At 75.1% G+C, this 24,991-nt stretch carries 23 protein-coding genes; 12 read left to right on the top strand and 11 right to left on the bottom strand.

Features of this window, described 5'->3' with window-relative positions:
* Positions 1 to 19 precede the first annotated feature (19 nt).
* Positions 20 to 1,648 carry an acyl-CoA synthetase gene (locus DT057_RS06985; RefSeq protein WP_128561355.1) on the bottom strand — a complete coding sequence of 543 codons (1,629 nt, stop codon included), beginning with the start codon at positions 1,646 to 1,648 and terminating at the stop codon, positions 20 to 22.
* A 192-nt stretch (positions 1,649 to 1,840) separates the two neighbouring features.
* On the opposite strand from DT057_RS06985, the gene DT057_RS06980 reads away from it, so the two are divergent.
* From DT057_RS06980 to DT057_RS06965, 4 genes are all read left to right on the top strand, one after another.
* Positions 1,841 to 2,203, top strand: coding sequence for a hypothetical protein (locus tag DT057_RS06980; RefSeq protein ID WP_128561354.1), 363 nt, complete (start codon positions 1,841 to 1,843; stop codon positions 2,201 to 2,203).
* Positions 2,204 to 2,318: 115 nt separating this feature from the next.
* Complete coding sequence (locus DT057_RS06975; RefSeq protein ID WP_128561353.1) at positions 2,319 to 3,461, top strand: hypothetical protein; 1,143 nt, start codon at positions 2,319 to 2,321, stop codon at positions 3,459 to 3,461.
* A 209-nt stretch (positions 3,462 to 3,670) separates the two neighbouring features.
* Entirely contained in the window at positions 3,671 to 5,581 is a 1,911-nt protein-coding gene (locus tag DT057_RS06970) for a propionyl-CoA synthetase (RefSeq protein ID WP_128561352.1), read from the top strand.
* A 146-nt stretch (positions 5,582 to 5,727) separates the two neighbouring features.
* Positions 5,728 to 6,849, top strand: coding sequence for an NADH:flavin oxidoreductase/NADH oxidase (locus DT057_RS06965; RefSeq protein ID WP_128561351.1), 1,122 nt, complete (start codon positions 5,728 to 5,730; stop codon positions 6,847 to 6,849).
* Positions 6,850 to 6,945: 96 nt separating this feature from the next.
* On the opposite strand, the gene gyrA is transcribed toward DT057_RS06965, so the two are convergent.
* From gyrA to DT057_RS06945, 4 genes are all read right to left on the bottom strand, one after another.
* Positions 6,946 to 9,684: a DNA gyrase subunit A gene (gene gyrA / locus DT057_RS06960; protein ID WP_128561350.1), complete on the bottom strand. Its 2,739-nt coding sequence runs from the start codon at positions 9,682 to 9,684 to the stop codon at positions 6,946 to 6,948.
* 281 nt (positions 9,685 to 9,965) lie between these two features.
* On the bottom strand, positions 9,966 to 10,256 hold the full coding sequence (locus DT057_RS06955; RefSeq protein WP_128561349.1) for a hypothetical protein: 291 nt from the start codon (positions 10,254 to 10,256) through the stop codon (positions 9,966 to 9,968).
* A 587-nt stretch (positions 10,257 to 10,843) separates the two neighbouring features.
* Complete coding sequence (ssb, locus tag DT057_RS06950; RefSeq protein WP_128561348.1) at positions 10,844 to 11,404, bottom strand: single-stranded DNA-binding protein; 561 nt, start codon at positions 11,402 to 11,404, stop codon at positions 10,844 to 10,846.
* Positions 11,405 to 11,696: 292 nt separating this feature from the next.
* Entirely contained in the window at positions 11,697 to 12,710 is a 1,014-nt protein-coding gene (locus DT057_RS06945) for an NADP-dependent oxidoreductase (RefSeq protein ID WP_128561347.1), read from the bottom strand.
* 298 nt (positions 12,711 to 13,008) lie between these two features.
* On the opposite strand from DT057_RS06945, the gene DT057_RS06940 reads away from it, so the two are divergent.
* Positions 13,009 to 13,419, top strand: coding sequence for a DUF4174 domain-containing protein (locus tag DT057_RS06940; RefSeq protein WP_128561346.1), 411 nt, complete (start codon positions 13,009 to 13,011; stop codon positions 13,417 to 13,419).
* Between the two features lie 97 nt (positions 13,420 to 13,516).
* Here DT057_RS06940 and DT057_RS06935 read toward each other — a convergent pair whose 3' ends face one another.
* Positions 13,517 to 14,050 carry a hypothetical protein gene (locus DT057_RS06935; protein ID WP_128561345.1) on the bottom strand — a complete coding sequence of 178 codons (534 nt, stop codon included), beginning with the start codon at positions 14,048 to 14,050 and terminating at the stop codon, positions 13,517 to 13,519.
* 301 nt (positions 14,051 to 14,351) lie between these two features.
* On the opposite strand from DT057_RS06935, the gene DT057_RS06930 reads away from it, so the two are divergent.
* The 5 genes from DT057_RS06930 to DT057_RS06910 are packed head-to-tail and all read left to right on the top strand — an operon-like array spanning position 14,352 to position 17,196.
* Positions 14,352 to 15,092 (top strand): phosphodiester glycosidase family protein, encoded by a 741-nt coding sequence (locus DT057_RS06930; RefSeq protein WP_128561376.1) that lies wholly within the window; start codon positions 14,352 to 14,354, stop codon positions 15,090 to 15,092.
* A gap of 45 nt (positions 15,093 to 15,137) precedes the next feature.
* A complete protein-coding gene (coaD, locus tag DT057_RS06925) occupies positions 15,138 to 15,644 on the top strand; it encodes a pantetheine-phosphate adenylyltransferase (RefSeq protein WP_128561344.1) in 507 nt (168 codons plus the stop codon).
* 40 nt (positions 15,645 to 15,684) lie between these two features.
* Positions 15,685 to 16,233, top strand: coding sequence for a peptidylprolyl isomerase (locus DT057_RS06920; RefSeq protein WP_128561343.1), 549 nt, complete (start codon positions 15,685 to 15,687; stop codon positions 16,231 to 16,233).
* Positions 16,223 to 16,741: a hypothetical protein gene (locus DT057_RS06915; protein WP_238313745.1), complete on the top strand. Its 519-nt coding sequence runs from the start codon at positions 16,223 to 16,225 to the stop codon at positions 16,739 to 16,741. The genes DT057_RS06920 and DT057_RS06915 overlap by 11 nt, the downstream gene beginning before the upstream one ends.
* A complete protein-coding gene (locus DT057_RS06910; RefSeq protein WP_128561342.1) occupies positions 16,738 to 17,196 on the top strand; it encodes a peptidylprolyl isomerase in 459 nt (152 codons plus the stop codon). Before DT057_RS06915 ends, DT057_RS06910 begins: the two co-directional genes overlap by 4 nt.
* Before the next feature lie 125 nt (positions 17,197 to 17,321).
* Here the strand turns inward: DT057_RS06910 and mobA are convergent, their stop codons facing one another.
* Positions 17,322 to 17,963 (bottom strand): molybdenum cofactor guanylyltransferase MobA, encoded by a 642-nt coding sequence (gene mobA / locus DT057_RS06905; protein ID WP_128561341.1) that lies wholly within the window; start codon positions 17,961 to 17,963, stop codon positions 17,322 to 17,324.
* The gene (locus DT057_RS06900) at positions 17,960 to 19,108 is read right to left on the bottom strand and encodes an Mrp/NBP35 family ATP-binding protein (protein ID WP_128561340.1); all 1,149 of its coding nucleotides are present in this window, start codon (positions 19,106 to 19,108) and stop codon (positions 17,960 to 17,962) included. The genes mobA and DT057_RS06900 overlap by 4 nt, the downstream gene beginning before the upstream one ends.
* Positions 19,109 to 19,411: 303 nt before the next feature.
* On the opposite strand from DT057_RS06900, the gene DT057_RS06895 reads away from it, so the two are divergent.
* Positions 19,412 to 20,056: an RNA polymerase sigma factor gene (locus DT057_RS06895; RefSeq protein ID WP_128561339.1), complete on the top strand. Its 645-nt coding sequence runs from the start codon at positions 19,412 to 19,414 to the stop codon at positions 20,054 to 20,056.
* Between the two features lie 178 nt (positions 20,057 to 20,234).
* Positions 20,235 to 22,094: a vWA domain-containing protein gene (locus DT057_RS06890; protein ID WP_128561338.1), complete on the top strand. Its 1,860-nt coding sequence runs from the start codon at positions 20,235 to 20,237 to the stop codon at positions 22,092 to 22,094.
* Between the two features lie 51 nt (positions 22,095 to 22,145).
* On the opposite strand, the gene DT057_RS06885 is transcribed toward DT057_RS06890, so the two are convergent.
* Genes DT057_RS06885 through DT057_RS06875 form a run of 3 tightly spaced genes read right to left on the bottom strand, consistent with a single transcriptional unit; the run spans position 22,146 to position 24,984 of the window.
* On the bottom strand, positions 22,146 to 22,916 hold the full coding sequence (locus DT057_RS06885; protein ID WP_128561337.1) for an ABC transporter ATP-binding protein: 771 nt from the start codon (positions 22,914 to 22,916) through the stop codon (positions 22,146 to 22,148).
* Entirely contained in the window at positions 22,913 to 23,959 is a 1,047-nt protein-coding gene (locus tag DT057_RS06880; RefSeq protein WP_128561336.1) for a FecCD family ABC transporter permease, read from the bottom strand. Before DT057_RS06880 ends, DT057_RS06885 begins: the two co-directional genes overlap by 4 nt.
* Positions 23,956 to 24,984 (bottom strand): iron ABC transporter substrate-binding protein, encoded by a 1,029-nt coding sequence (locus tag DT057_RS06875; protein WP_128561335.1) that lies wholly within the window; start codon positions 24,982 to 24,984, stop codon positions 23,956 to 23,958. Before DT057_RS06875 ends, DT057_RS06880 begins: the two co-directional genes overlap by 4 nt.
* Positions 24,985 to 24,991 lie beyond the last annotated feature (7 nt).

The raw sequence follows: 24,991 nt of genomic DNA, 5'->3' as shown, positions 1-24,991 counted from the left end.
GGCCTGACCGGATCCGCCCTCAGATCGCCTTCGCCATCTCCCGCAGCACGAACTTCTGGACCTTGCCGGTCGAGGTCTTGGGAAGCTCCGTGAACACGATGTGCCGGGGCACCTTGTAGCCGGCGAGCGATCCGCGGCACCAGCCGATCAGCTCCTCCGCCGAGACCATCTCCGAGCCCTTCAGCTCCACGAAGGCGCAGGGCGTCTCGCCCCACCTGTCGTCGGGCTTGGCCACGACCGCGGCCGCGGCCACCGCCGGGTGCTTGAACAGAGCCTCCTCGACCTCGATGGACGAGATGTTCTCGCCCCCCGAGATGATGATGTCCTTCGAGCGGTCCTTGAGCTGGACGTAGCCGTCCGGGTGCCTCACCCCGAGGTCGCCGGAATGGAACCAGCCGCCCTGGAACGCCGCCTGCGTGGCGGCCGGGTTCTTGAGGTAGCCGCGCATCACCACGTTGCCGCGGAACATCACCTCCCCGAGCGTCTCGCCGTCCGCCGGCACCGGCGCCATCGTGTCGGGATCGAGCACCGCGAGGGCCTCGAGGGGCGGGTAGCGCACGCCCTGGCGGGCCTTGCGGGCGGCCTGCTCGGGCGCCGTCAGGGCGTCCCACTCCGCGTGCCACTCGTTCACCACCGCCGGGCCGTAGGTCTCGGTGAGGCCGTACAGGTGGGTGACGTCGAACCCCGCCTCCGCCATGCCGGAGAGCACGGATTCGGGCGGCGGCGCCGCGGCCGTGAAGAACGCGACCCGGCGGGGCAGGGGGCGGCGCTCGGCCTCCGGCGCGTTGATGAGGAGCGACATCACGATGGGCGCCCCGCACAGGTGCGTGACGCCGTGATCCGCGATGGCGTCGTACATCGCCTTCGCGCGCACCTGGCGCAGGCAGACATGGGTGCCGGCCACCACCGAGAGGGTCCAGGGAAAGCACCAGCCGTTGCAGTGGAACATCGGCAGCGTCCAGAGGTAGACCGGATGCCGGCCGAGCGTCCCCGTGACCACGTTGCCGACGGCGAGCAGGGCCGCGCCCCGGTGGTGGTAGACCACCCCCTTCGGGTCGCCCGTGGTGCCGGACGTGTAGTTCAGGGCGATCGCGTCCCACTCGTCGCCCGGCATGACCCAGGCGTGCTCCGGGTCGCCCCCCGCGAGGAAGTCCTCGTACTCGATCGTGCCGAGGCGCTCGCCCTCGCCGGCGTATTCCGGGTCGTCGTAGTCGATCACCAGCGGGTGCGCCCCGGCCCGGGCGAGCGCCGGCCCCATCGTGCGGGAAAACTCCCGGTCGGTGATTACCACCTTGGCCTCGCCGTGGTCGAGGCAGAAGGCCAGGATCGCGGGGTCGAGCCGGGTGTTGAGCGTGTTCAGCACCGCCCCGGTCATCGGCACGCCGTAATGGCACTCGATCATCGCGGGCGCGTTGGCGAGCATCACCGCCACGGTGTCGCCCCGGCCAATGCCGCGGGCCGCGAGCGCCGAGGCGAGCCGCCGGCAGCGGGCGTAGAGCTCGCGGTAGCTGCGCCGCAGGGGGCCGTGGACGACCGCGACGTGGTCGGGAAACACCGAGGCCGCCCGCTCCAGGAAGCTCAGGGGCGTGAGGGGCTGGTGGTTCGCCGGGTTCCGGTCGAGGCCGTGATCGTACATCGCGCTGGGCATGGGCATCACCTCCCGGAACGACCCTAAGCATCGTTCCGCGGAATGTGGCAGGCCCGGCGGGAAAAACGATGCGGAAAGTTGGAGCCGGGACCGCCCGGGACCGGGCGGCGATTCAAGACCACCCTTGCCGGGCGGCCCGCGCGCGCCTATCCTGACGCAAGGGACGCTTCGGATCCCCTGGAGGCGCAGACCGTGTCCGGCAAGCCTTCCGCCGACATCTTCGGCGCCTTCCTCAATGCCGTCCAGGACCAGCCCCGCCGGCGCGGCGCCGCCCTGGCGGCGACCAATCCGGCCCTCGGCGCGAGCCTCGCCTTCGGGGCGCGGGCCGCGGCGCGGCCGGTGCCCGACGCCCTCGCGGCGGTGGTGAGGTCGGTCGGCGCCGCCGGCGAGCCGGCGACGATCGTCGAGCTCGCCGGGCACACGCGCCTCGCCCTCGACGCCCTGGCGACGACGCTCCACCGTGGCGTCGAGACCGGCCTGCTCGAGCCCACGGACCGCGCCCGCGACGGCGCGCGGGCGTTCCGGCTGACGCCGCTCGGCCGGCAGATGGCCTGAGCCGCGCGGAGCGGCGCCGGCGCGCCGCAACCCGCGCGATTTTTGCAATCGGGAGATCGTAGACCGGCGTCCCGGCCAGGACCTAAGCTTGCCGGCATTGAAGCGATGGGCGGGCATGGCGGTCTGCGATCAAGCTGTCGCCGTGCTGATCGCCGGGCTCGCCCCGCTGTCGGAACCCCCCTCGTGGGTCTGGGTCGGCCTGATCGGCCTCCTGGTCGGGACGGTGGAGATCATCGCGCGCTACCGGGACGATCCCTGGCGCGCGGTCCGCAGCGGGCCGGCCCTCCTCTACATCGCGATCAACGTCCTCATCGGCCTCACGATGCTGGCCTGCCTGCGGCTGATCGAGCCGGACTGGCTGTTCAAGGACCTGGCGACGACGCCCGGGAAGCAGAAGCTCTTTCTCGTCCTGGCCGCCGGGTTCGGCGCTGTCGCGCTGTTCCGCTCCTCGCTGTTCAAGATCAAGACGGTCGACGGGGACCTGGGGATCGGTCCGTCGATCATCCTCGACACGCTCCTCTTCGCGTCCGACCGTGCCATCGACCGCGACATCGCGGCCCCGCGCGGCGTCGCCGTGGCGGCGATCATGAGCGGCGTCTCCTTCGACCGGGCCCGGATCCCGCTCCCGGCCTACTGCTTCGCCCTGATGCAGAACGTGCCGCCCCAGGAGCAGAAGGACCTGGCCGAGCAGGTGAAGGACCTCGCGGCGGTCGAGATGAAGCCGCGCATCCGCGCCCTCAACCTCGGTCTCGCCCTGATGAACGTCGTCGGCACGGGCGTGCTGCGCCAGGCCGTGACGGACCTGAAGGGTTTCATCGGCGACGACCCTGCCCTGGAGGAGCAGGACGCGACCAGGAGCGCGGCGCTGCTGGAGAACCTCGATTTCGAGACAGCGGCGACCTCGCTCCCCCCGCTCTGCTTCGCCCTCTGCCGGACGGTGCCGGCGGGCGCCGTGGAGCAGCTCCACCAGCAGATCGACCAGCTGCGCGCCGCCGGCATCGACGCGCGGGTCAAGGGCCTGATCCTCGGCCTCGCCCTCGCGGACCTCGTCGGCTACCCGGTCGTGAAGTTCGCGGTCGATCAGCTCCGCCCGCGGCTTGCGGCGGACGGCGCGCCGGTCTCCCCGGACGACGGCCCGCCGGACGACGGCCCGCCGGACGGGGATCCGGCCGGTCCGGCGGTCCCGCCCGCCGGAAGCGCGCCCGGGCCCGCCGGGGCGGCGGGACACCGCGACGGGAGCCTCCCGGGGGCCTCGTGAGGCGCCGAGGAGCCGGCGCGGCGCCCTTCGGCTCCTCGGCGCCCGGGCCGACGCCGCCGACCCGGCCCTCCGGCCGCGACGCCGCCGACCGGCCCCGGCGGCGTCCCGCATCCCCCCGCGCCGGCGCCGGGCGCCTTGCCGCGGCGGCCGGATTCCCGGAAGATCCCGCCCGGCCGTCGCGGCCAGGACGACGCCCGGGAGGACACGCCATGCCGGCCGCGAGCCGCTACCCCGAAGCCTACGCCGCCTGGACGCGGGACCCCGAGACGTTCTGGGCCGAGGCCGCGCGGGCGATCGACTGGGTCCGGCCGGCCCGGACGGTGTTCGACCCCGGGGCCGGCGTCTACGGCCGCTGGTTCGTCGGCGGCGAGGTCAATGCCTGCCACAACGCCGTGGACCGCCACGTCGCCGGCGGCCGGGGCGACCAGGCGGCGATCCTGTACGAGTCGCCCGTCACCGGCAGCCGGCGCCGGATCACCTACGCCGCGCTGAGGGACGAGGTCGCGGCCCTCGCGGCCGTGCTCCAGGATCTCGGCGTCGGGCGCGGCGACCGGGTCGTGCTCTACATGCCGATGGTGCCGGAGGCGATCACCGGCATGCTGGCCTGCGCCCGGATCGGCGCCGTGCACTCCGTGGTGTTCGGGGGCTTCGCCGCCAAGGAGCTCGCGGCCCGGATCGAGGATGCCGCCCCGAAGGTCGTGCTCGCCGCCTCCTGCGGCATCGAGCCGGGCCGCACGATCGCCTACAAGCCGCTCCTCGACGAGGCCTGCCGCCTCTCGGCCCACCGGCCCGACGCCTGCCTGATCCTCCAGCGCCCGCAAGCTCCCGCGAGCCTCGTCGAGGGCCGCGACCGGGACTGGGCGGAGGCGGTCGCGACCGCCCGGGCGGCGGGCCGCGCGGCGCCGTGCGTGCCGGTCTCCGCCACCGATCCGCTCTACGTGCTCTACACGTCGGGCACCACCGGCAAGCCCAAGGGCGTGGTGCGCGACACCGGCGGCTACCTCGTGGCCCTCGCCTGGTCGATGCCGAACCTCTACGGCGTCGCGCCCGGCGAGACCTACTGGTGCGCCTCCGACGTCGGCTGGGTCGTGGGCCACTCCTACATCGTGTACGGGCCGCTCCTGCACGGCTGCACCACGGTCCTGTACGAGGGCAAGCCGGTCGGCACGCCCGACGCCGGCGCCTTCTGGCGCGTGATCGCCGAGACCGGCGCCGTCACGCTGTTCACCGCGCCGACGGCGCTGCGGGCGGTGAGGAAGGAGGACCCGGAGGCGAGGCTGATGCGGGGCCACGACCTCTCGGCCTTCCGCAGCCTGTTCCTCGCCGGCGAGCGGGCCGACCCCGACACCGTCGCGTGGGCTGAAGCCGTCCTGGGCGTGCCCGTCATCGACCATTGGTGGCAGACCGAGACCGGCTGGCCCATCGCCGCCAATCCCGTCGGGCTCGGCGCCCTGCCGGTGAAGCACGGCAGCCCGACCGTGCCGATGCCGGGCTGGGACGTGCAGGTGCTCGACGAGGCCGGCAAGCCCCTCGGGCCCGACCGGATGGGCACCCTCGCGGTCCGCCTGCCCCTGCCCCCGGGCGCCCTGCCGACCCTCTGGCGGCAGGATGCGCGCTTCCGCGAGAGCTACCTCGCCACCTATCCGGGCTACTACAACACCTCGGATGCCGGCTTCCTCGACCGCGACGGCTACGTCTACGTCATGGGCCGCACCGACGACATCATCAACGTCGCCGGCCACCGCCTCTCCACCGGGGGCATGGAGGAGGTGCTGGCCTCCCATCCCGGCGTCGCCGAGTGCGCGGTGATCGGCATCAGGGACGCCCTCAAGGGCGAGGCGCCCTGCGGCTTCGTGGTGCTCAAGGCCGGGGTCGAGCGCGGGCCCGGCGAGATCGAGCGCGAGCTGGTGGCGCTGGTGCGCGAGCGCATCGGGCCGGTGGCGGCCTTCAAGCTGGCGCTCACGGTCGGCCGCCTGCCGAAGACGCGCTCGGGCAAGATCCTGCGCGGCACCATGAAGAAGATCGCCGACCGCGAGCCCTGGACCGTGCCGCCGACCATCGACGACGCGGCCGTGCTGGAGGAGATCGAGGCCTCCCTGCGGGAGCGCGGGCTCGCGTAGGCGCGCGCGCGCCTCCCGGCCCGGACCCGGGCGGCCCGGGCCAGGCCCCGGCCCCGTCGCCACCGCGCGCGCGCCCTGCATCCGGCGCGGTGGCAGGATCGCGCGGCGTGCGCCACATAGGCCGGATCCTGACCGGAGCCCGCCGCATGAGCACGCCCCGCCTGTTCCAGCCCCTGCGCCTCGACGGCCTCGCGCTGGAGAACCGCATTCTGATCGCGCCGATGTGCCAGTACTCGGCCCGCGACGGGGCGGCCACCGACTGGCACATGATGCATCTCGGCCAGCTCGCCATGTCGGGCGCCGGCCTGCTGACCCTGGAGGCGACCGCGGTCTCGCCCGAGGCGCGCATCACGGACGGCGACCTCGGCCTCTACGACGACGGCTGCGAGCGGGCGCTCGCGGGGGTGCTGGACGCGATCCGGGACTACGCCCCGGTCCCGGTCTGCATCCAGATCGCGCATGCGGGCCGCAAGGCCTCGAGCCAGCCGCCGTGGCTCGGCGGGCAGCAGGTCCCGCCGGACGCGGCCCGGGGCTGGCTCACGGAGGCGCCCTCGGCCCTCGCGCACCAGGAGGGCGAGGTGGCGCCCCGCGCCCTCGACCGGGCCGACCTGAAGCGCATCCGCGACGACTTCGCCGCCACGGCGCGGCGGGCCGTGCGCCTCGGCATCGAGGCGGCCGAGATCCACGCCGCCCACGGCTACCTGCTGCACCAGTTCCTCTCGCCGCTCGCGAACCGGCGCACCGACGCCTACGGCGGCAGCCTGGAGAACCGGATGCGCTTCCCCCTCGAGGTCTTCGACGCGGTGCGCGAGGTGTTCCCGAGCGGGCAGCCGGTCTGGGCCCGGGTGTCGGCCACCGACTGGGTCGAGGAGGGCTGGGAGGTCGAGCAGACCGTGGCCTTCGCGCAGGCCCTCAAGGCCCGGGGCGCGGCCGCGATCCACGTCTCGACCGGCGGCGTCTCGCCCAAGCAGAAGATCGCCCTCGAGCCGGGCTACCAGGTGCCCTTCGCCGAGCGCGTCCGGGCCGCGACCGACCTCGTCACCATCGCGGTCGGCCTCATCACCGAGCCGCGCCAGGCGGAGGAGATCCTCGAGGCCGGCAAGGCCGACGCGATCTCCCTCGCGCGGGCCATGCTGTACGACCCCCGCTGGCCCTGGCACGCCGCCGCCGAGCTGGGCGCCCGGGTGCGCGCGCCCAAGCAGTACTGGCGCTCCCAGCCCCGCGAGTACAAGGACCTGTTCCGGGACACCGCGTTCGGCCAGCGCTGAGGCGCAACGCACTCGCGTCCCGCGCGGTGCCGCTCCCGGCGCCGTCCGGGGCCGGCCCCGCGGGGGGCGGGGCCTGCGCGCCGCGCCGGGGGCCGGTCAGTTCCCCTCGGCCTCCTCGTCGCCGTCGCCCTCGCCCTCGATGTGCTCCACCGAGACGACGCGCTCGGTCTTGTCGGTGTTGAACACCGTCACGCCCTGCGAGGCGCGGCCGACGATGCGGATGTCGTCGACCGGCACCCGGATGAGCTGGCCGCCGTTCGTCACCAGCATGATCTGGTCGCTCGGCTCCACCGGGAAGGAGGCGATGAGGCTGCCGTTGCGGGCGTTCACCTCCATGGCCTTGATGCCCTTCCCGCCGCGGCCCGAGATCCGGTACTCGAACGACGAGGTCCGCTTGCCGAAGCCGCGCTCGGAGAGCGTGAGCACGAACTGCTCGGCCGCCCCCATGGCGATGTAGCGGTCCTGGTCCAGGTCGATCGCGGCCGCGGCCTCCTCGCCGTCGGCCTCCGGCGCCGCCGGCAGCTCGATGGCCTCGCCGGTGGCGCGCCGGTCGGCGTTGGCGCGCCGGATGTAGGCCTGCCGCTCCTCGGGCGAGGCCTCGAAGTGGCGCAGGATCGTCATCGAGATGACGTGGTCGCCCTTGCCGAGGTTGATCCCGCGCACGCCCGTGGAATCGCGCCCCTTGAACACCCGCACGTCGGTGGTGGAGAAGCGGATGCACTGGCCCGCCGCCGTGGTGAGCAGGACGTCGTCGGCTTCCGTGCAGATCTCGACGTGGACGATGTGGTCGCCCTCGTCGAGCTTCATGGCGATCTTGCCGTTGCGGTTCACCTGCACGAAGTCGGAGAGCTTGTTGCGCCGCACGTTGCCGCTGGCGGTCGCGAACATCACGTCGAGCGTGTCCCAGGAGGCCTCGTCCTCCGGCAGCGGCATGATCGTGGTGATGCGCTCGCCCCCCTGGTCGAGGGGCAGGATGTTGACGAGCGCCTTGCCGCGGGCGTTCGGGGCCGCGAGGGGCAGCCGCCAGACCTTCTCCTTGTAGGCCTGGCCCTGGGAGGAGAAGAACAGCACCGGCGTGTGGGTGTTGGCCACGAACAGCCGCGTGACGAAGTCCTCGTCGCGGGTCGACATGCCGGAGCGGCCCTTGCCGCCGCGGCGCTGGGCCCGGTAGGTCGAGAGCGGCACCCGCTTGATGTAGCCGGCGTGGGACACGGTCACGACCATGTCCTCGCGCTGGATCAGGTCCTCGTCCTCGACGCTCGAATCCCAGTCCAGGATCTCGGTCCGCCGCGGCGTGGCGTACTCGGCCCTCACCTCCGCGAGCTCGTGCTTGACGATGCCCATGATGCGGGCGCGGGAGCGCAGGATGTCGAGGTAGTCGGCGATCTCGTCGGCGAGGCGCTTCAGCTCGTCGCCGATCTCGTCGCGCCCGAGGGCGGTCAGGCGCTGGAGCCGCAGGTCGAGGATGGCGCGGGCCTGCACCTCGGAGAGGCGGTAGGTGCCGTCCTCCCGCATCCGGTGGCGGGGATCGTCCACGAGGGCGATCAGGGGGGCAATGTCCTCGGCCGGCCAGTCGCGGGCCATCAGGGCCTCGCGGGCGGTGTTGGGATCCGGCGAGGTCCGGATCAGCCGGATCACCTCGTCGATGTTGGCGACCGCGATAGCGAGGCCGCACAGGACGTGGGCGCGCTCCCGGGCCTTGTTGAGCAGGAACTTGGTGCGCCGGGAGACGACCTCCTCGCGGAAGTCGATGAAGGCCTGGATCAGGTCCTTGAGGTTGAGGAGCTCCGGCCGGCCGCCGTTGAGCGCCACCATGTTGCAGCCGAAGCTCGTCTGCAGGGGCGTGTAGCGGTAGAGCTGGTTCAAGACCACGTCCGAGACCGCGTCGCGCTTCAGCTCGACCACGACCCGCATGCCGTCGCGGTCGGATTCGTCGCGCAGGTCCGCGATGCCCTCGATGCGCTTGTCGCGCACGAGTTCGGCGATCTTCTCCACCAGGGAGGCCTTGTTCACCTGGTAGGGGATCTGGGTGAAGATCAGCGCCTCGCGCTCCTTGCGCAGCTCCTCGATGTGGGACTTCGCCCGCATGATCACCGAGCCGCGGCCCGTGGCGTAGGCCGCGCGGGTGCCGGCCCGGCCCAGGATGGCGCCCCCGGTCGGGAAGTCGGGGCCCGGGATGATCTCGTTCAAGGCCTCGACCGTGAGCCCCGGATCGTCGATGAGCGCGATGCAGCCGTCGATCACCTCGCCGAGGTTGTGGGGCGGGATGTTCGTCGCCATGCCGACCGCGATGCCGCCGGCGCCGTTGACGAGGAGGTTCGGGAAGCGGGCGGGCAGGACCGCCGGCTCGTCCTTCGACTCGTCGTAGTTCGGGTTGAAGTCGACGGTGTTCTTGTCGATGTCCTCGAGCAGCGCCATGGCGGGCTTGGCGAGGCGCGACTCGGTGTAGCGCATGGCCGCCGGCGGGTCGCCGTCGACCGAGCCGAAATTGCCCTGGCCGTCCACCAGCATGAGCCGCATGGCGAAGTCCTGGGCCATGCGCACCAGGGCGTCGTAGATCGACTGGTCGCCGTGGGGATGGTACTGGCCCATCACGTCGCCCACGATGCGGGCCGACTTCACGTACTTGCGGTCCGGCAGGTAGCCGTTCTCGTACATGGAGTACATGATGCGGCGGTGCACCGGCTTGAGGCCGTCGCGCGCGTCCGGCAGCGCCCTGGCGACGATCACGCTCATGGCGTAGTCGAGGTAGGAGCGGCGCATCTCGTCGGTGATCGAGACGGGCTTGATGTCGGTTGCGGGCGGCGGCGCGCCGGTCGTGTCGTTCTCTGCCAAGGTCTGTCTCTCGTCGCGGCCGCACGGAACGCAAGCGGTCCGAATAGCCGATTTGCGGGCCTGCCGCCACCGCCCGCGAGGGGCTCGGAAGCGCGAGGCAAATCAGGATCTTAGATGGGGTCGCGAGGCCCCTCCCGCAACCGGCCGGCGCGGCCCGGCGGGCGCGCGCCGGTCCGGTTGCGGGCGCGGCGATTGTGCCGCCCGGGTGGTTACCGAGTCGAGAAGGCCCGGACGGCCGCTCCCGGGGGCGGACCGCCCGCGGCGGGGCCCCGGGCGGCCGGTCAGGCCGCCCGGATGCCGGCGAGGAGGGCCGCGACCTCGCGCCTCGGCGCGTCGGCGCCTCGCGCCAGGGCGGAGGCCTGATCGGGGACCTCGGCCGAGGCGCCGCCGGTGCGGCTCGCGCCCGCCTGCACCTCGCGGATGCTGCGGGTCACCGCGTCGGTGCCGCAGGCCGCCTCCACCACGTTGCGGGCGATCTCCTGCATGGCGCCCCGCTGCTCCTCCACGGCTGCCGCGATCGAGGTGGCGGTCTCGTGCACCTGCTCGAGGGTGTCTCCGATGCCGTGCAACACCGCCGCGGCGTCACCTCGGCGCGGCCTGGACCTAGAGCCGCATCCGATCACGCTGCCATCTGCCGCTGCTCCAGGTTTTTGATTCTGCCGCATGTTCTGCGGCGAACCGGTGTCCACTTCGCCGGACAATGCTCCAGGCGATCCGGCCCGTGATCGCGTCCGTGGCCCGGGCGACCACCGGCCTCACGACCGACCCCGATGCCTCCCGGCGATCGCGCGGACCTGCGCCCGCCTCTGGTCGACCGGCACGGCGAGGGCCTGCATCGGGGCCAGCGCCACGCCGCGCACCGCCGGGGCGACGGCGAGCAGGCGAGACGCCGGATAAGAACCGGGTCGGGACCGTGACGCCGGACGGCGGCATCGGGGCGGGCCTCGCGCCGGGGGCGGGCCGCCGCGCATCGCCGGCAAGGCTGGACGATCCTCATGCCCCGCGGAAACGACTCTGCCCCCGCATCCCGGCGCCCCGTCCGGGAGCCGGGCGCGGACCCCGCGGCGCCCGCGCCGCTCGAGACGGGCGCGGGCGCCGGAGGGCGGCGTCGCCGGGCCCCGGCGCCGCACCCGTTCTCCCCCGTCGTCGGGGGCGGTCCCTAGAACGGGATGTCGTCGTCGAGGTCGTCGTAGCGCTTCTGGCCGCCGCCCGCCGGGGCCGGGCGGCGCTCGCCGCCCGAGGACCGCCCCTCGGAGGAGCGGCCCTCGGAGGAGCGGCCGCCGCCGCGGGCGACATCGCCGCCGCGGCTGATCTGGCCGCCGCCCATCTCGTCGCCGCCCATCTCGGGCGTTCCACCCTCGCCGCCGCCCCGCCCGTCCAGGATGGTCAATTCGCCGCGGAAGCGCTGGAGCACGATCTCGGTCGTGTACTTGTCCTGGCCCGACTGGTCCTGCCACTTGCGGGTCTGGAGCTGGCCCTCGATGTAGACCTTCGAGCCCTTGCGCAGATACTGCTCGGCCACCCGCGCCAGGTTCTCGTTGTAGATCACGACCGAGTGCCACTCGGTCTTCTCCTTGCGCTCGCCGGACGCCTTGTCCTTCCAGGACTCGGAGGTCGCGAGCCTCAGGTTCACCACGGGGTCGCCGGAGGCCAGCCGGCGGGTCTCGGGGTCGCGCCCGAGATTGCCCACCAGGATCACCTTGTTCACGCTGCCCGCCATCACGCTCTCCTCTCGATGCCATCTCACTCGGGCGCTCGCCCGGCCCACGCCACGGACCGACGCTGGGTCACGGACGAGATGGGCCGAACCGACCCGCACCGGCAAGGCTTCGGGGCCGCCTGTGCCCGCTAAACACAAGCCGGAGCGGGTCCGATGATGTTCTACATTTGTTCGTAGCCGGGCGCAAGGCGGCGGCGGCGGCGCTCCGGCGTCCCGGGGCTCACGGCCGGCGCCCGGGCCGCGCGGGCGCGGCGCCGGTAGGGGCGCGGCGCCGACGGGCGGCCCGCGGCTCTCAGAGCTTCACCACGAGCTTGCCGAAGTTGCGGCCCTTGAGCAGGCCGATGAAGGCCTCGGGCGCGCTCTCCAGGCCCTCGACCACGTCCTCGCGGTAGCGGATGCGGCCCTCGCGCAGCCAGCCCGAGACGTCGCGCAGGAAGGCGGGCTCCTGCTCGGCGAAGTCCCAGACGATGAAGCCCCGCAGGGTCAGGCGCCGGCTCAGGGTGGCGCGCATCAGGGCCGGGATGCGGTCGGGGCCGGGGGGCAGCTCCGTCATGTTGTAGTGAGCGACGAGGCCGCAGACGGGCACGCGGGCGAAGTCGTTGAGGAGGGGCAGCACCGCGTCGAACACCGCGCCGCCGACGTTCTCGAAATAGACGTCGATGCCGTCCGGGCAGGCGGCGGCGAGCGCCGCCGGCAGGTCGGCGCTCCGGTGGTCGACCGCCGCGTCGAAGCCGAGCTCCTCGGTGAGGAAGCGGCACTTGTCGGCCCCGCCCGCGATGCCGACCGCGCGGGCGCCCTTGAGCTTCGCGATCTGGCCGACGAGGGAGCCCACCGGCCCCGTGGCGGCGGCCACCACCACGGTCTCGCCGGGCTTGGGCGCCCCGATGGTCAGGAGGCCCGTATACGCCGTCATGCCGGGCATGCCGAGCACGCCGAGCGACGTCGTGACGGGCGCGGCGGCGGGATCGAGCCTGCGCAGGCCCTGGCCGTTCGAGACCGAGAAGTCCTGCCAGCCGCCGTAGGCCAGGACCGTGTCGCCGACGGCGAAGTCCGGGTTGCGGGACGCCGCCACCTCGGCGACCGTGGCGCCGACCATGACGTCGTTGATCTCGACGGGCTTGGCGTAGGACTTCGCCGCGCTCATGCGCCCGCGCATGTAGGGATCGAGGGAGAGGTAGCGGTTGCGCAGCAGCACCTCGCCGTCGCGCGGCACCGGCACCGCCCCGCGCTCGACCCGGAAATGTCCCGGCGTGGGCTCCCCATGCGGGCGGGACGCCAGGACGATGCGGCGGTTCACGTCGGACATGCGGGGATCTCCCTGTGAGACGGTGGCGGGCGGTGCCGGCCGGGACGGGCCCGTGCCCGCCTGACGGGCTTCATGCCCGCCTGGACGCGCGCCGGCCGGGCGGAGCCCGCGACCGGCTCCGGCCCCACCGACTTGGGCCGCGACGCTGCATCCGTCAACGCCGCGGTGGATCTCGCCGCGGCCCGCCCCAGATGCCTGCCGTCCCGGAGCCGGACGAGGCGGCCCGCGCCCCAGGCACGACACCCCGGGCCCCGATACCCCGCGCCCCGACACCCCGCGCCCACGGAGACACGCAGCCATGCCCCTGCCGACGCTGATGGCCGCCGCCCTGCTCGCCGCCGCCGGGCCGGCGCTGCCGGCCGGCGCGGAATCGCGCCTCGACCGCTACCGCTGGAGCGCGCGGGTGCTGGTGGTGGCGGCGGCGCCCGACGACCCGCACCTCGCCGCGCAGCGCCGCATCCTCGCGGCCGCGCGGGCCGAGGCCCGGGAGCGCGACCTCGTGGTGCTGGAGGCGGTCGGGGCGGGGGCGGAGGCCGCCGCCCTGCGCCGCCGGCTCGGCCTGCCGCCCGCGGGCTTCCGGGCCGTGCTGGTGGGCAAGGACGGGGGCGCGAAGCTCGTCTCCGCCGAGCCGCTCACCGCCGGGCGGCTCCTCTCCACCATCGACGCGATGCCGATGCGGCGGGAGGAGGCCGGGCGCCGCCGGCCCTGACGCCACCCCGCCCGCGGCGCGCCGGCCGCGAGGGCCCGGGCACGAAAAAAGGGCCGCCGTCGCCGGCGGCCCCTTGCCTGGCCTCGCGGCCCAATCCTCAGTAGCAGCGGGTCACGAGGACGCGGCGGTAGCCGTAGGGCGTCCAGCGCACCCGCGGGACCTCGTAGCAGCCGCCGTCGCCGTAGCCGTAGCCGCCGCCGTAACCGTAGCCGCCGCCGTAGTAGCCGACCGGGGCGTAGCCGCCGTAATAGCCGCCGTAGCCGCCGTAATAGGGGTAGGTCGAGGCCGCCGCGAGGCCGAGCCCGAGGCCGAGCCCCAGCCCGGCCGCGCCGTAGCCGAAACCGCGGCCGTAGCCGTATCCCCCGCGCCAGCCGCCGTAGCCGCCGCGCCAGCCGCCGAAGCCGGCCGAGCGGAAGCCGCCGAAGCCGCCCCGGTAGCCGAGTGCGCCGCCACGGAAGCCGCCGCCAAAGCCGCCGCCGCCGAAGCCGCCGCGGAAGCCGCCGCCGTGGAAGCCGCCGAAGCCGCCGCCCCGGAACCCACCGCCGCCGAACCCGCCCCGCGCCTCGGCCGTCGCCGGCAGCACCATCAGCGCCCCGGCGAGCGCCGCGGACGCGAACACCACCCGTTTCATGTTCGATCTCCCTGGCAGAGACTAGAGATCCCCCAGGCGACGAGAACGCCCGAACCTTCCGTTCGGTTCGTGCTGCAAAACGTCACGATCGGATTATACCGCGTCCCCGGACCAGTACGAGGCGGCGGCGGACGGGGGATCGACCATGATGGGGATGGGACGGGGCCCGGGTGCGGCTCTCCTGCGGGGGAGCTTCCTGCGGGGGAGCCTCCTGCGCGGGGGTCTCTTGCAGGCGGGTCTCTTGCAGGCGGGTCTCTTGCGCCGCGGCCTCCTGCGCCGGGCGTTCCTGCGCCGGGCGTTCCTGCGCGGCGGCGTCCTGGGCGCGGCCCTCCTGCTCGCCGGGGGTCGTGCCGGAGCGGCGGCGCCGGCGGCCAACGGCCCGTGCCGGCCGGTCGTCCACGAGGGGGAGCGCTACGTCGCCTGCACGGTCGACCTGCGGCGCGCCCGGATCAAGCTGTTCTGGCGCGGCCCCGACGGCCTGCCCTACGGCTCGCTGTCGCGCCTCGCGAGCCAGCAGGGCACCGGCCTGACCTTCGCGATGAACGCCGGCATGTACGATGCCGGCCTGGCGCCGGTGGGGCTCTACGTCGAGGACGGCCGCGAGCTGAAATCCGCCAACACCGCCAACGGGCCGGGCAACTTCCACCTGAAGCCGAACGGCGTGTTCTACGTCGCGGGCGAGCGGGCCGGGGTCATGGACACGGGCCGCTACCTCAAGGTCCATCCGCGGCCCGACTTCGCGACCCAGTCGGGCCCGATGCTGGTGATCGGCGGCCGCATCCACCCCAAGATCTCCGAGGACGGCCCCTCGCAGAAGATCCGCAACGGCGTCGGCGTGCGGCCGGACGGCCACGTGGCGGTGTTCGCGATCTCTGAGGCGCCGGTGAGCTTCGGGGCCTTCGCGCGGCTGTTCCGCGACGGCCTCGCGTGCCCGAACGCCCTGTTCCTCGACGGCAGCGTGTCGAGCCTCTACGCGCCGGCCCTCGGCCGCCAGGACCTCAGCCGCCCCCTCGGGCCCCTGGTCGGCGCCGTGCCGCGCTGACGCCCCGGTTCCGTTCCGGCCCGAAATGCTCTACGGGGGGCCGCGATGAACCGCACCGCGCTCTATGCCGGGTCCTTCGACCCGGTGACCAACGGCCACCTCGACGTGGTGCGCCAGGCCTGTCGCCTCGTCGGCCGGCTCGTCGTCGCCATCGGGGTCCACCCGGGCAAGACGCCGCTCTTCTCCGCCGAGGAGCGGGCCGAGCTGATCCTCGCCACCTGCGGCCCGCTCGCGGCCGCGGCCGGCACCGCCCTCGAGGTCGCGACCTTCGCCGACCTCGCGGTCTCGGCCGCCCGCCGCCACGGCGCCAGCCTGTTCATCCGGGGCCTGCGCGACGGCACCGACCTCGACTACGAGATGCAGCTCGCCGGCATGAACGGCGCCATGGCGCCCGAGGTGCAGACGGTCTTCCTGCCGGCCTCCACGGGCGTGCGCCCGATCACCGCCACCCTGGTCCGGCAGATCGCCGCCATGGGCGGCGACGTGCGGCCCTTCGTGCCCGAGGCGGTGGCCGACCGCCTCGCGGCCCGCTTCGCCGCCGCGTCCGCCTGACGCGGCCTCGTATCCTCACGTCCTCGTTCGGGAGACATCCATGATCCGTTGGCTCGCAGCCCTGGCGCTGTCCGTCGCGGCGTTCGGCTTCGCCGCCCCGGCGGGCGCCGCGCCCGACCAGAACACCGTCTACCTCGACACCAAGGACGGCCGGGTCACCATCCAGCTTCGCCCCGACCTCGCCCCCAAGCACGTCCAGCAGATCAAGGCGCTGACGAAGCGCGGCTTCTACAACGGGGTGGTCTTCCACCGGGTGATCGACGGCTTCATGGCCCAGACCGGCGACCCGACCGGCACCGGCACCGGAAAGTCCGACCTGCCGAACATCCCGGCGGAGTTCTCCAAGGCGCCGTTCCGGCGCGGCACCGTCGGCATGGCCCGCTCGTCGGACCCGAACTCGGCGAACTCGCAGTTCTTCATCTGCTTCGGCGACGCCTCGTTCCTCAACAACCAGTACACGGTGGTGGGCGAGGTGACCTCCGGCATGGACGTGGTCGACAAGATCAAGAAGGGGTCGAGCGCCCAGAACGGCCAGGTCCAGGCCCCCGACAAGGTCGTCAGGATGACGCTCGCCCAGGATGGCCAGTAGGCCCCGCGCCGCCGCCCGCGGGGCGGCGGTCCTCACGGCCGCCCGCGGGGCGGTCCTCGCGGCCGCCCTTCCTGCCGCCCTCGCGGCGTCGCCGGCCGCCGCGCAGTTCGACGTCTTCGACAACCCCTCGGTGCTCTCGCTGCCGACGACCCTGAGGGCGACCGTGCGGGTGCCGGTGCGGGACGTGCCGGCCGGGCCGGCCGACACCCTGGCGGCGCTCTATCCCGCCCTCGCTGCCTGCTGGCGCCCGCCGGCGGGGCTCGCCCGCGGCGCCGCGATCACGGCCCGCTTCGGCCTGCGCCGGGACGGGAGCCTCGAGGGCACGCCGCGCATCACCTTCGTGCGGGTGCCGGCCGGGCAGCGCGCCGGCCTCGTCGCCGCGACCCTCGACGCCGTCGCCCGCTGCACGCCGGCGCGGCTGACGGGGGGCCTCGGCGGCGCCCTTGCGGGGCGGCCCATCGCCCTGCGATTCCTCTTCACCGGACAGACCCAAGGAGTCCGACCATGAGCGACAGCAACACCCTCGTGATGGAGACGAGCAAGGGCCGCGTGGTCATCGCGCTCAGGCCCGACCTCGCGCCCGGCCACGTCGAGCGCATCAAGACCCTCTCCGAGCGCGGCTTCTACGACGGCGTGCCGTTCCACCGCGTGATCGACGGCTTCATGGCCCAGACCGGCGACCCGACCGGCACCGGCACCGGCGGCTCCGACCTGCCGGACCTGAAGGCCGAGTTCAACGCCGAGCCGCACGTGCGCGGCACCTGCTCGATGGCCCGCACCAACTTCCCGCACTCGGCGAACTCGCAGTTCTTCATCTGCTTCGGCGACGCCCGCTTCCTCGACAAGCAGTACACCGTCTGGGGCAAGGTCACCGAGGGCATGGATGTGATCGACACGATCAAGCGCGGCGAGCCCGTGCGCGATCCCGACACCATCGTGTCCATGCGGGTGGCCGCGGCCTGAACCGCCGCCGCGCGGCCCGAACCGCCGCCACGCGGCCCGAGCCGCCGCCATCTGGCCTGAACTGCAACTTGGCCTGAATCTCCCCCGCGGGCCGAAGCACGGCCCGCGGGGCCCGGCCCTGGCGCTCACGCCATGGGCCGGCCCGGCCCGCCCTCCGCCACGAGCCGCTCGGCGGCGAAGAACTCGTCGGGCGTGTTGAGGTTCAGGAACGGGTCGACCGGCACCGTCTCCCACGCCGCCTCCGCGGCCTGGTGGCGGGCGATCCACATGCCGACCCGGCGCAGGCCCCGCTCCACCAGGGCCTCGCGCAAATCGTGTCGCAGGGCGACCGACCAGAGGCCGTTGACGAAGTGCAGCTGCCCCCCGGAGGCCGCCACCGCGAGGTCGACGCCGTCGCGCAGGCGCGCCGCGTGGAGGCGCGCGACGAAATCCTCGGGCAGGAACGGCGTGTCGCCGGCCGCGCTCGCCACGTAGGGCACGTCCGGGTGGTGCGCGGCGCAGAAGTCGAGGGCCGCCAGCACCCCCGCGAGGGGCCCCGGCGCGCCCGCCACCGGGTCCGGCACCACGAAGCCCGTGAAGGCCCTGAAGCGCCCGGGATCGCCGTTGGCGTTGAGGATCAGGCCGGCGCTGCATTGCGGGCCCAGCCGGTCCACCACCCGCTCCAGCAGCGTGCGGCCGCCCAGGCGCAGGAGCGGCTTGTCGCCCCCGCCCATCCGCCGCGAGAGCCCGCCGGCCAGGATCACCCCGAGGGTCGGCGGCGCGCTCACTCGATCACGATCCGGGGCGGCTGCCGGCCCGCCGGCGCGCCGGTCAGGTTCGCCCAGAGCCCGGCCGCGATGGCCCGGTAGGCGGCGGCCTGCGGGCCGTCCGGGTCGGTCGCCACCACCGGGCGCCCGGCGTCGGAGGATTCGCGGATCGCCATGGTGAGGGGCACCTCGCCGAGGAACGGCACCCCGAGGGCCTGCGCCTCGGCCCGGGCGCCGCCGTGGCCGAAGATGTGCGAGGCGCCGCCGCAATGCGGGCACACGAAGGTCGCCATGTTCTCGACCACGCCGAGGATCGGCACCTCGACCCGCCGGAACATCGTGACGGCGCGCCGCGCGTCGATCAGGGCGAGGTCCTGGGGCGTCGAGACGATGACCGCCCCGGCGAGGGGCGTCGCCTGGGCCAGGGTGAGCTGCGCGTCGCCGGTGCCGGGGGGCATGTCGACGACCAGCACGTCGAGCTCGCCCCACACCACCTCGCGCAGGAGCTGGGTCAGGGCCGACTGCACCATCGGGCCGCGCCAGATCATGGCGGTGTCGGCGGCGATCAGGAAGCCGATCGACATCACCGCGAGGCCGTAGCCGTTCAGGGGCACGATGCGCTGGCCCTGCGGCGTGCTGACGGTCTCGGGCTTCTGGTCGAGGCCGAACAGCTTGGGCACCGAGGGACCGTAGATGTCCGCGTCGAGGAGGCCGACCTTCAGGCCCTGCGCGCGCAGGGCGAGGGCGAGGTTGCAGGCCGTGGTCGACTTGCCGACGCCGCCCTTGCCGGACGCCACCGCCACGATGTGGCGCACGCCCGGCAGGGCAGGGCCGGGCCGGGGGGCGCCCCCGGGCGGGCCGGCCGGGCGGGCCCCGGCCGCCGGCCCGGGGGGGCGGACCGGGGCGGGCCCGGGCCCGCGCTCCGCCGTGAGGCTGGCGAGGGCGGCCTTGACGCCGGGCAGCTTCAGGACCGCGATCTCGGCCGCCTGCCGCACGGCCTCGAACGCCGCGGCCTCGGCCGGATCGATGCCGATCGAGAACATCACCCGGCCCGAGGGGTCGACCACGATCTCCGACAGGCGCCCGGAGGCCGGCAGGGCCGTGCCCTCGGCACCGACCGTGACGCCCGCCAGCGCCCTCAGCACGTCGTCCCGGGTGATCGCCACGTCCCTACACTCCTCGCAGCCGGGCGCCGCCGGCCTGTCCCACATGTAGCCGGCGCCGGGGGAAACGCCAGGGCGGGCCGCGCCCGCCGCCGGGAACGCGGCACAGGGTTGCGCCGGCCCGCGGCGTCGCGCCGGCCCCGCGGCGCCGGATTGCGCGCCGGCCCCGCGCCCGGCGGATCATTCCGCACAGGCGGGCGGCGCGGATTCCGCCAGATTCCTCCACCAAGGATCGCGACGCCGCCGGCGTCTCAGGTCAGGGGCGGCCGGACGGCCGCTCCGTGACGATCCGGATGCGGGACAGGAATGCCGCCACGCGCCTCGCCACGCGACCCGCCCGGGTCGATCCCGCCCCCGCCGGCCGGTCCCGCGCCCGCCGCCGCGGCCGCGCGTGCGGTCGCGCGCGCGACCGACCCCGACCCCGACGGCGACCTCGCGCGGCGCGCCGCGTCAGGCGAGCGCGCGGCCTTCGAGGCACTCCTGCGCCGGCACTACGACCGGATGCACCGCGTCGCCTGGCGCATGACCGGCTCGCGCCACGACGCCGAGGACGTGGTGCAGGAGGTCTGCTGCGCCCTCGTCGGGCGGATCGGCAGCTTCAAGGGCGAGGCCAGGGTCTCGACCTGGCTCGTCGGCATCGTGCTCAACGCCTGCCGCGACCTGCACCGCCGGCGCACCACCCTGGCCCGGCTGAAGGAGGGCCTCGCCGTTCTGGCCCGGCTCGGGCCGGCGCCGGACGGGCGCGACCTGTTCCGCCGCACCTGGCTCGCGAGCGCGCTCGCGCGCCTCGACCCGGCCCTGCGCGAGACGGTCGTGCTCGTCGTCGGGGAGGGCCTGACCCACGCGGAGGCCGGCCAGGCCCTCGGCGTGGCCGAGACCACGGTGTCGTGGCGCCTGCACGAGGCGCGCCGCCGCCTCGCGACCGATCCGGAGGAGCGCCATGGCGCCTGACCCGCACCCGCCCCTGCCCGCCGGCCCGGAGCCGTCCGAGGAGGCCCGCGCCCGCGCGCTCGCGGCCGCCCTCGCCCGGTTCGACGCCGCGCAGGCCGGCGCCCAAGGTTTCGCGCCCGCCCCGCGTCCCAGGACAGGCAGCGTCGCTCCCCGCGACGCGTCCCGGAGAACGCCCAGCATGGCTCGCACCCGCCTCGCCCTCGCGGCGGCCGCCCTCGCGGTCGTCGTCGCCCCCGTCGCCTGGAGGATCACCCAGGAGCGGGAGGCCGCCCGCCCGGCCCCGACCCTGCCCACGCCGGAGCCGACGTCACCCGCGCCGGAGCCCGCGCCGAAGCGCGCGCCCCCGGGCCCGACGGCCGAGGCCCCGCCCTCGCCAGAGCCTGCGGCCCCGGCCGCGCCGGAGGGGGCGTCCGCCGTCGCGCCCGCGCCGCTCCCCGTCCCGGTGCCGTCCTCGGGCGCGCGGGCGCCCAGCGCCGCCCGCTCCGCCGCCGAGGTGGCGCCGTCCCGGCGGGCGCGGGGGCCCGAGCCCCTGCCCATGCGGCCCCTGCTCCTGGCCGAGCCCGCCCGGCCCGAGCCCACGGGCCGCGACCGCTTCCCGGAGGCCGCGCCGCAGGGCTTCCGGGCCGTGCGGGAGGCCCCGGTCTCGACCTTCTCGATCGACGCCGACACCGCCTCCTACGCGGTCGTGCGCGCCGCCCTCAACCGCAACGTGCTGCCGCCCCGGGGCGCGGTGCGCACCGAGGAGCTGATCAACTACTTCCCGTACGCCTACCCGGGGCCGGCGAGCGCGGCCGAGCCGTTCCGGGTCACCGCCGCGGTGTTCCCGAGCCCCTGGGCGGAGGGGCGCAAGATCGTCCAGATCGGCATCAGGGGCTTCGCCCTCGCGCCCGCGACGCGGCCGAAGGCGAACCTCGTCTTCCTGGTCGACACGTCGGGCTCCATGGACGCCCCGAACCGTCTGCCCCTCGTCAAGCAGTCCCTGGCGATGCTGCTCACGCAGCTCGACGCCCGCGACCGCGTCGCCATCGTGGCCTACGCGGGCCGGGCCGGCACCGTGCTCGAGCCGACGCCGGGCAGCGAGCGCGGGAAGATCCTCGGGGCCATCGAGGGGCTCGCGGCCGGGGGCGGCACCGCCGGCGGCGAGGGCCTGCGGCAGGCCTACGCGCTCGCCCAGCAGGGCTTCGACCGGGACGCCGTCAACCGCGTGGTGCTCGCCACCGACGGGGACTTCAACCTCGGCGTCACGGGCCGCGACGCGCTCCAGGGCTTCGTCGCCCGCGAGCGCGAGAAGGGCGTGTTCCTGTCGGTGCTCGGCTTCGGGATGGGCAACTACAACGACGCGCTGATGCAGGCGCTGGCGCAGAACGGCAACGGGGCGGCGGCCTACATCGACACCCTGGGCGAGGCCCGCAAGGTGCTGGTCGAGGAGGCGACCTCGACCCTGATCCCGATCGCCAAGGACGTGAAGATCCAGGTCGAGTTCAACCCCGCGACGGTCGCCGAGTACCGGCTGATCGGCTACGAGACCCGGGCCCTGCGGCCCGACGACTTCGTCAACGACAAGGTCGACGCGGGCGAGGTCGGTTCGGGCCAGACCGTGACGGCGCTCTACGAGGTGGTGCCGGCGGGAGGACCCCGGATGCTCCCCGACCTGCGCTACGGCGCGGCGCCGCCGGCCTCCGCCGGGCCGGCCGCATCCGCCGGGCCGGCCGAGACCTCGCGCGACTACGCCCACGTCGCCCTCCGGTACAAGCGGCCGGATGCCGAGGCCAGCACGCTGATGGACACCGTGATCGACGCCTCCCGCGAGGTGCCCCGCTTCGCCGACGCGCCGCAGGAGGCCCGGTTCGCGACCGCGGTCGCGGCCTTCGGGGAGATCCTGCGCGGGGGCGTCCACACCGGGCGCTTCGGCCTCGACGACGTGGCGCGGATCGCCGCGGCGGCGCGCGGCGAGGACCCGTTCGGCTATCGCGGCGAGTTCGTCCAGCTCGTGCGGGCGGCAAAGACCGCCTCGTCCCTCGCGCCCGATCCGCGCTGAGGCACACGGCGCGCCCCGGGCGCGCCGCGGGCCGGGCCGGGGCGGGAGCGCTCACCCCGGCAGGAAGGCCCGGGCCCCGCTCGCGGGATCGCGCACCTCCTCGACCGGCACGCCGTAGAGGCGGCTGAGGGCGGCGGCGTCGAGGGTGCGGGCCACCGGCCCCTCGGCCAGGGGTGTGCCCCCGCGCAGCAGCAGGGCCCGGTCGGCGTAGCGGGCGGCCTGGTTCGGGTCGTGGGTGGTGAACAGGAGGCCGAGCCCGTCGGCGCGCAGGCGCAGGATCTCCCGCATCACCCGGCCCTGGTTCCCGAAGTCGAGGCTCGCGGTCGGCTCGTCGAGCACCACGACCCGGGGCTCCTGCGCGAGGGCGCGGGCCACCAGCACGAGCTGCCGCTCGCCGCCCGACAGGCGGGTCACCGGCCGCTCGGCGAGGTGCCCGATGCCCATCCGGGCGAGGGCCGCCTCGGCGGCCGCGTGGTCGGCGCGCCCGGGCGGCGCGAACAGGCCCGCCCGGCTGGTGCGCCCCATCAGCACCACGGCCCGGGCGCTGAACGCGAAGGCGCTGGCGGCGGCCTGGGGCACGTAGGCCATGGCCCGGGCCCGGGCCCGGGCGGAGAGCGCCGCGAGGGGCCGGCCCTCGACCCGGATCGTCCCGGCGCGGGCCGGCAGCAGGCCGAGCAGGGTCTTGAGGAGCGTGGTCTTGCCGCCGCCGTTCGGTCCGAGCAGGGCCAGGGCCTCGCCGGCCGCGAGGTCGAGGTCGACCCCGCGGCCGATCTCCCGGCCCGGATACCCGAAGGCGAGGCCGCGGGCCGAGAGCAGGGTCATTGCCAGTCCCGCTCGGCCCGGGCGAGGAGCCAGAGGAAGACCGGCGTGCCGAAGACGGCGGTGAGGATGCCGAGCGGCACCTCCACGGGGGCGATGGTGCGGGCCAGGGTGTCGATGACGAGGAGCGTGCCGGCCCCGAGGAGCGCGGCCGTCGGGATCAGCCGGCCGAAGCCCGGCCCGACGAGGAAGCGGGCGAGGTGGGGCACCACCAGCCCGACCCAGCCGACGATGCCGGCCGCCGCCACGCTCGCCGCGGTGACGAGGGTCGCGGCGGCGACGACGGCGATGCGGAGCCGGCCCGTGGCGAGGCCGAGCGAGCGGGCCTCCTCGTCCGGCAGCGACAGGGCGTCGAGGCGCCAGCGCAGCAGGAGGAGCAGGACGGTCCCGGCGAGCACCGGCCCGAGCAGGGGCAGGAGGTCGGCCGGATGCGTCGCCGAGAGGCTGCCGAGGAGCCAGAACGTCATGGCGGGGAGCTGGTTGTAGGGGTCGGCCAGGTACTTGATCAGGCCGACCCCGGCCCCCAGGAGGGAGCCGATCACCACGCCGGCGAGCACCAGCACCAGCACCGGGTCGCGCCCGGCGAGGGCGGCGCCCAGCGCGTAGACGCAGGCCACCGCCGCGAGCCCGCCCGCGAAGGCGAGAGCCTCGATGGCCAGCACCCCGAGGGCGAGCCAGATTCCCAGGACGGCGCCGAGGGCCGCGCCCGACGAGGCGCCCAGGATGTCGGGCGAGACCAGGGGGTTGCGGAACAGGCCCTGGAAGGCGGTGCCGGCGACCGAGAGGGCGGCCCCGATCAGGATCGCGGCGGCGATGCGGGGGCCCCGGACCTGCAGCACCACCGCCTCCACGGCGGGCGCCACGTCCGCCGTGGAGGCGGTGAGGCGCGCCGCGAGCACCCGCACCACGTCCGCGAGCGAGACCGGGTAGCGCCCGACCCCGAACGCCACCGCGACCGCGAGGCCGAGGGCCGCGAGGGCGAGCCAGGGCCCGAGGGCTCCGCCGCGGCGCGCCCGGGCCGGTGCCGCGGCGGCGGCCTCGCTCACGGGCCCCCCGCGAGCACGCGGTCGAGGCCGGCCTCGTCCGGGGTCACGTGGTAGAGGCGGGCGTACAGGTCCCGGGCGAGCGCCCGCACGTCCTCGGGGAAGCGCGCCGGGTACAGGATCTTGCCGAGCCACCACAGGCCCGCGAGCCGGTTGACCGAGGGCGGGGCGTCGACCCAGCCGAAGGGCAGGGCGGGGCTCAGGTGCAGGCGCCCGTCGCGCACGGCCGGCACCGCCTGCCAGAGCGGGTCCGCCCGGGCCGCCCGCACGAAGGCCGGATCGAGGGCGACGATCACCTCCGGCGCCCAGGCGACCACGTCCTCGGGCGAGACCTGCGCCAGGCTCCCGCCCGGCCCCGCCACGTCGACGGCGCCGAGGAGCGCCAGGGTCTCGACGTTGATCGCGCCCTCCCGGGCGGTCTCGAGGCCGCGCGGGCCGCGGGCGAGGTAGACCCGGGGGCGCCCGCCCGCCGGGGGCGCCGCCACGCGCTCGCGGATGGTCGCCAGGGTCGCCTCGCTGAAGGCCGCGAGGGCCGCGCCGGCGTCGGGGCGGCCGAGGATGCGCCCGAGGCTGCGGTAGGCCGCGGGCGCCGCCGCGAGGCGCCCGTCGAGGAGGGCGTACGGGATGCCGGTCTGGGCCTGCACCCGGTCGGCGAGGGACCGGTAGGTCTCGCCCGTGCCGCCGACGTCGAGGATCAGGTCGGGCTTGAGCGCCAGCACCGCCTCGAGGTTGGCGGTGTTGCCGCGCCCGGTCAGGCGCCCGACCTCCGGGAGGTCGGCCGCGCCGGGCAGCAGGTAGGGCCGCTCCGCCGGGCGGATCGCCCGCGGCCAGCCGAGCAGCAGGTCGGGGGCCAGGGTGTAGAGCAGGATCGCGGCCGGGGGGCCGGCCGGGAAGACCCGGGCGACCCGGCCGGGCAGGGGCCCGAGGGCGCGCCCGGCATCGTCGCTCAGCGCCTCCGCGGCGCCGGCGGCGCGCCCGCCGAGGGAGGCCGCGAGGCCGAGGAGCAGGGCGCGCCGGTCGGGTCGCACCGGACGA

The organism is Methylobacterium crusticola, assembly GCF_003574465.1.
GTDB classification, from domain to species: Bacteria; Pseudomonadota; Alphaproteobacteria; order Rhizobiales; family Beijerinckiaceae; genus Methylobacterium; species Methylobacterium crusticola.
The sequence above is the reverse complement of the archived record's forward strand: the minus strand, read 5'-3'. Positions and strand labels throughout refer to the sequence as shown.

Excerpts from the sequence above, each read along its gene's own strand:
- DT057_RS06970 (WP_128561352.1), top strand. The coding sequence starts at position 3,671 with ATGCCGGCCGCGAGCCGCTACCCCGAAGCCTACGCCGCCTGGACGCGG.
- DT057_RS06910 (WP_128561342.1), top strand. The coding sequence starts at position 16,738 with ATGAGCGACAGCAACACCCTCGTGATGGAGACGAGCAAGGGCCGCGTG.
- DT057_RS06940 (WP_128561346.1), top strand. The coding sequence starts at position 13,009 with ATGCCCCTGCCGACGCTGATGGCCGCCGCCCTGCTCGCCGCCGCCGGG.
- DT057_RS06885 (WP_128561337.1), bottom strand. The coding sequence starts at position 22,916 with ATGACCCTGCTCTCGGCCCGCGGCCTCGCCTTCGGGTATCCGGGCCGG.
- DT057_RS06945 (WP_128561347.1), bottom strand. The coding sequence starts at position 12,710 with ATGTCCGACGTGAACCGCCGCATCGTCCTGGCGTCCCGCCCGCATGGG.
- ssb (WP_128561348.1), bottom strand. The coding sequence starts at position 11,404 with ATGGCGGGCAGCGTGAACAAGGTGATCCTGGTGGGCAATCTCGGGCGC.
- DT057_RS06895 (WP_128561339.1), top strand. The coding sequence starts at position 19,412 with ATGCCGCCACGCGCCTCGCCACGCGACCCGCCCGGGTCGATCCCGCCC.
- DT057_RS06985 (WP_128561355.1), bottom strand. The coding sequence starts at position 1,648 with ATGCCCAGCGCGATGTACGATCACGGCCTCGACCGGAACCCGGCGAAC.
- DT057_RS06890 (WP_128561338.1), top strand. The coding sequence starts at position 20,235 with ATGGCTCGCACCCGCCTCGCCCTCGCGGCGGCCGCCCTCGCGGTCGTC.
- DT057_RS06965 (WP_128561351.1), top strand. The coding sequence starts at position 5,728 with ATGAGCACGCCCCGCCTGTTCCAGCCCCTGCGCCTCGACGGCCTCGCG.
- coaD (WP_128561344.1), top strand. The coding sequence starts at position 15,138 with ATGAACCGCACCGCGCTCTATGCCGGGTCCTTCGACCCGGTGACCAAC.
- DT057_RS06935 (WP_128561345.1), bottom strand. The coding sequence starts at position 14,050 with ATGAAACGGGTGGTGTTCGCGTCCGCGGCGCTCGCCGGGGCGCTGATG.
- DT057_RS06920 (WP_128561343.1), top strand. The coding sequence starts at position 15,685 with ATGATCCGTTGGCTCGCAGCCCTGGCGCTGTCCGTCGCGGCGTTCGGC.
- DT057_RS06975 (WP_128561353.1), top strand. The coding sequence starts at position 2,319 with ATGGCGGTCTGCGATCAAGCTGTCGCCGTGCTGATCGCCGGGCTCGCC.
- DT057_RS06915 (WP_238313745.1), top strand. The coding sequence starts at position 16,223 with ATGGCCAGTAGGCCCCGCGCCGCCGCCCGCGGGGCGGCGGTCCTCACG.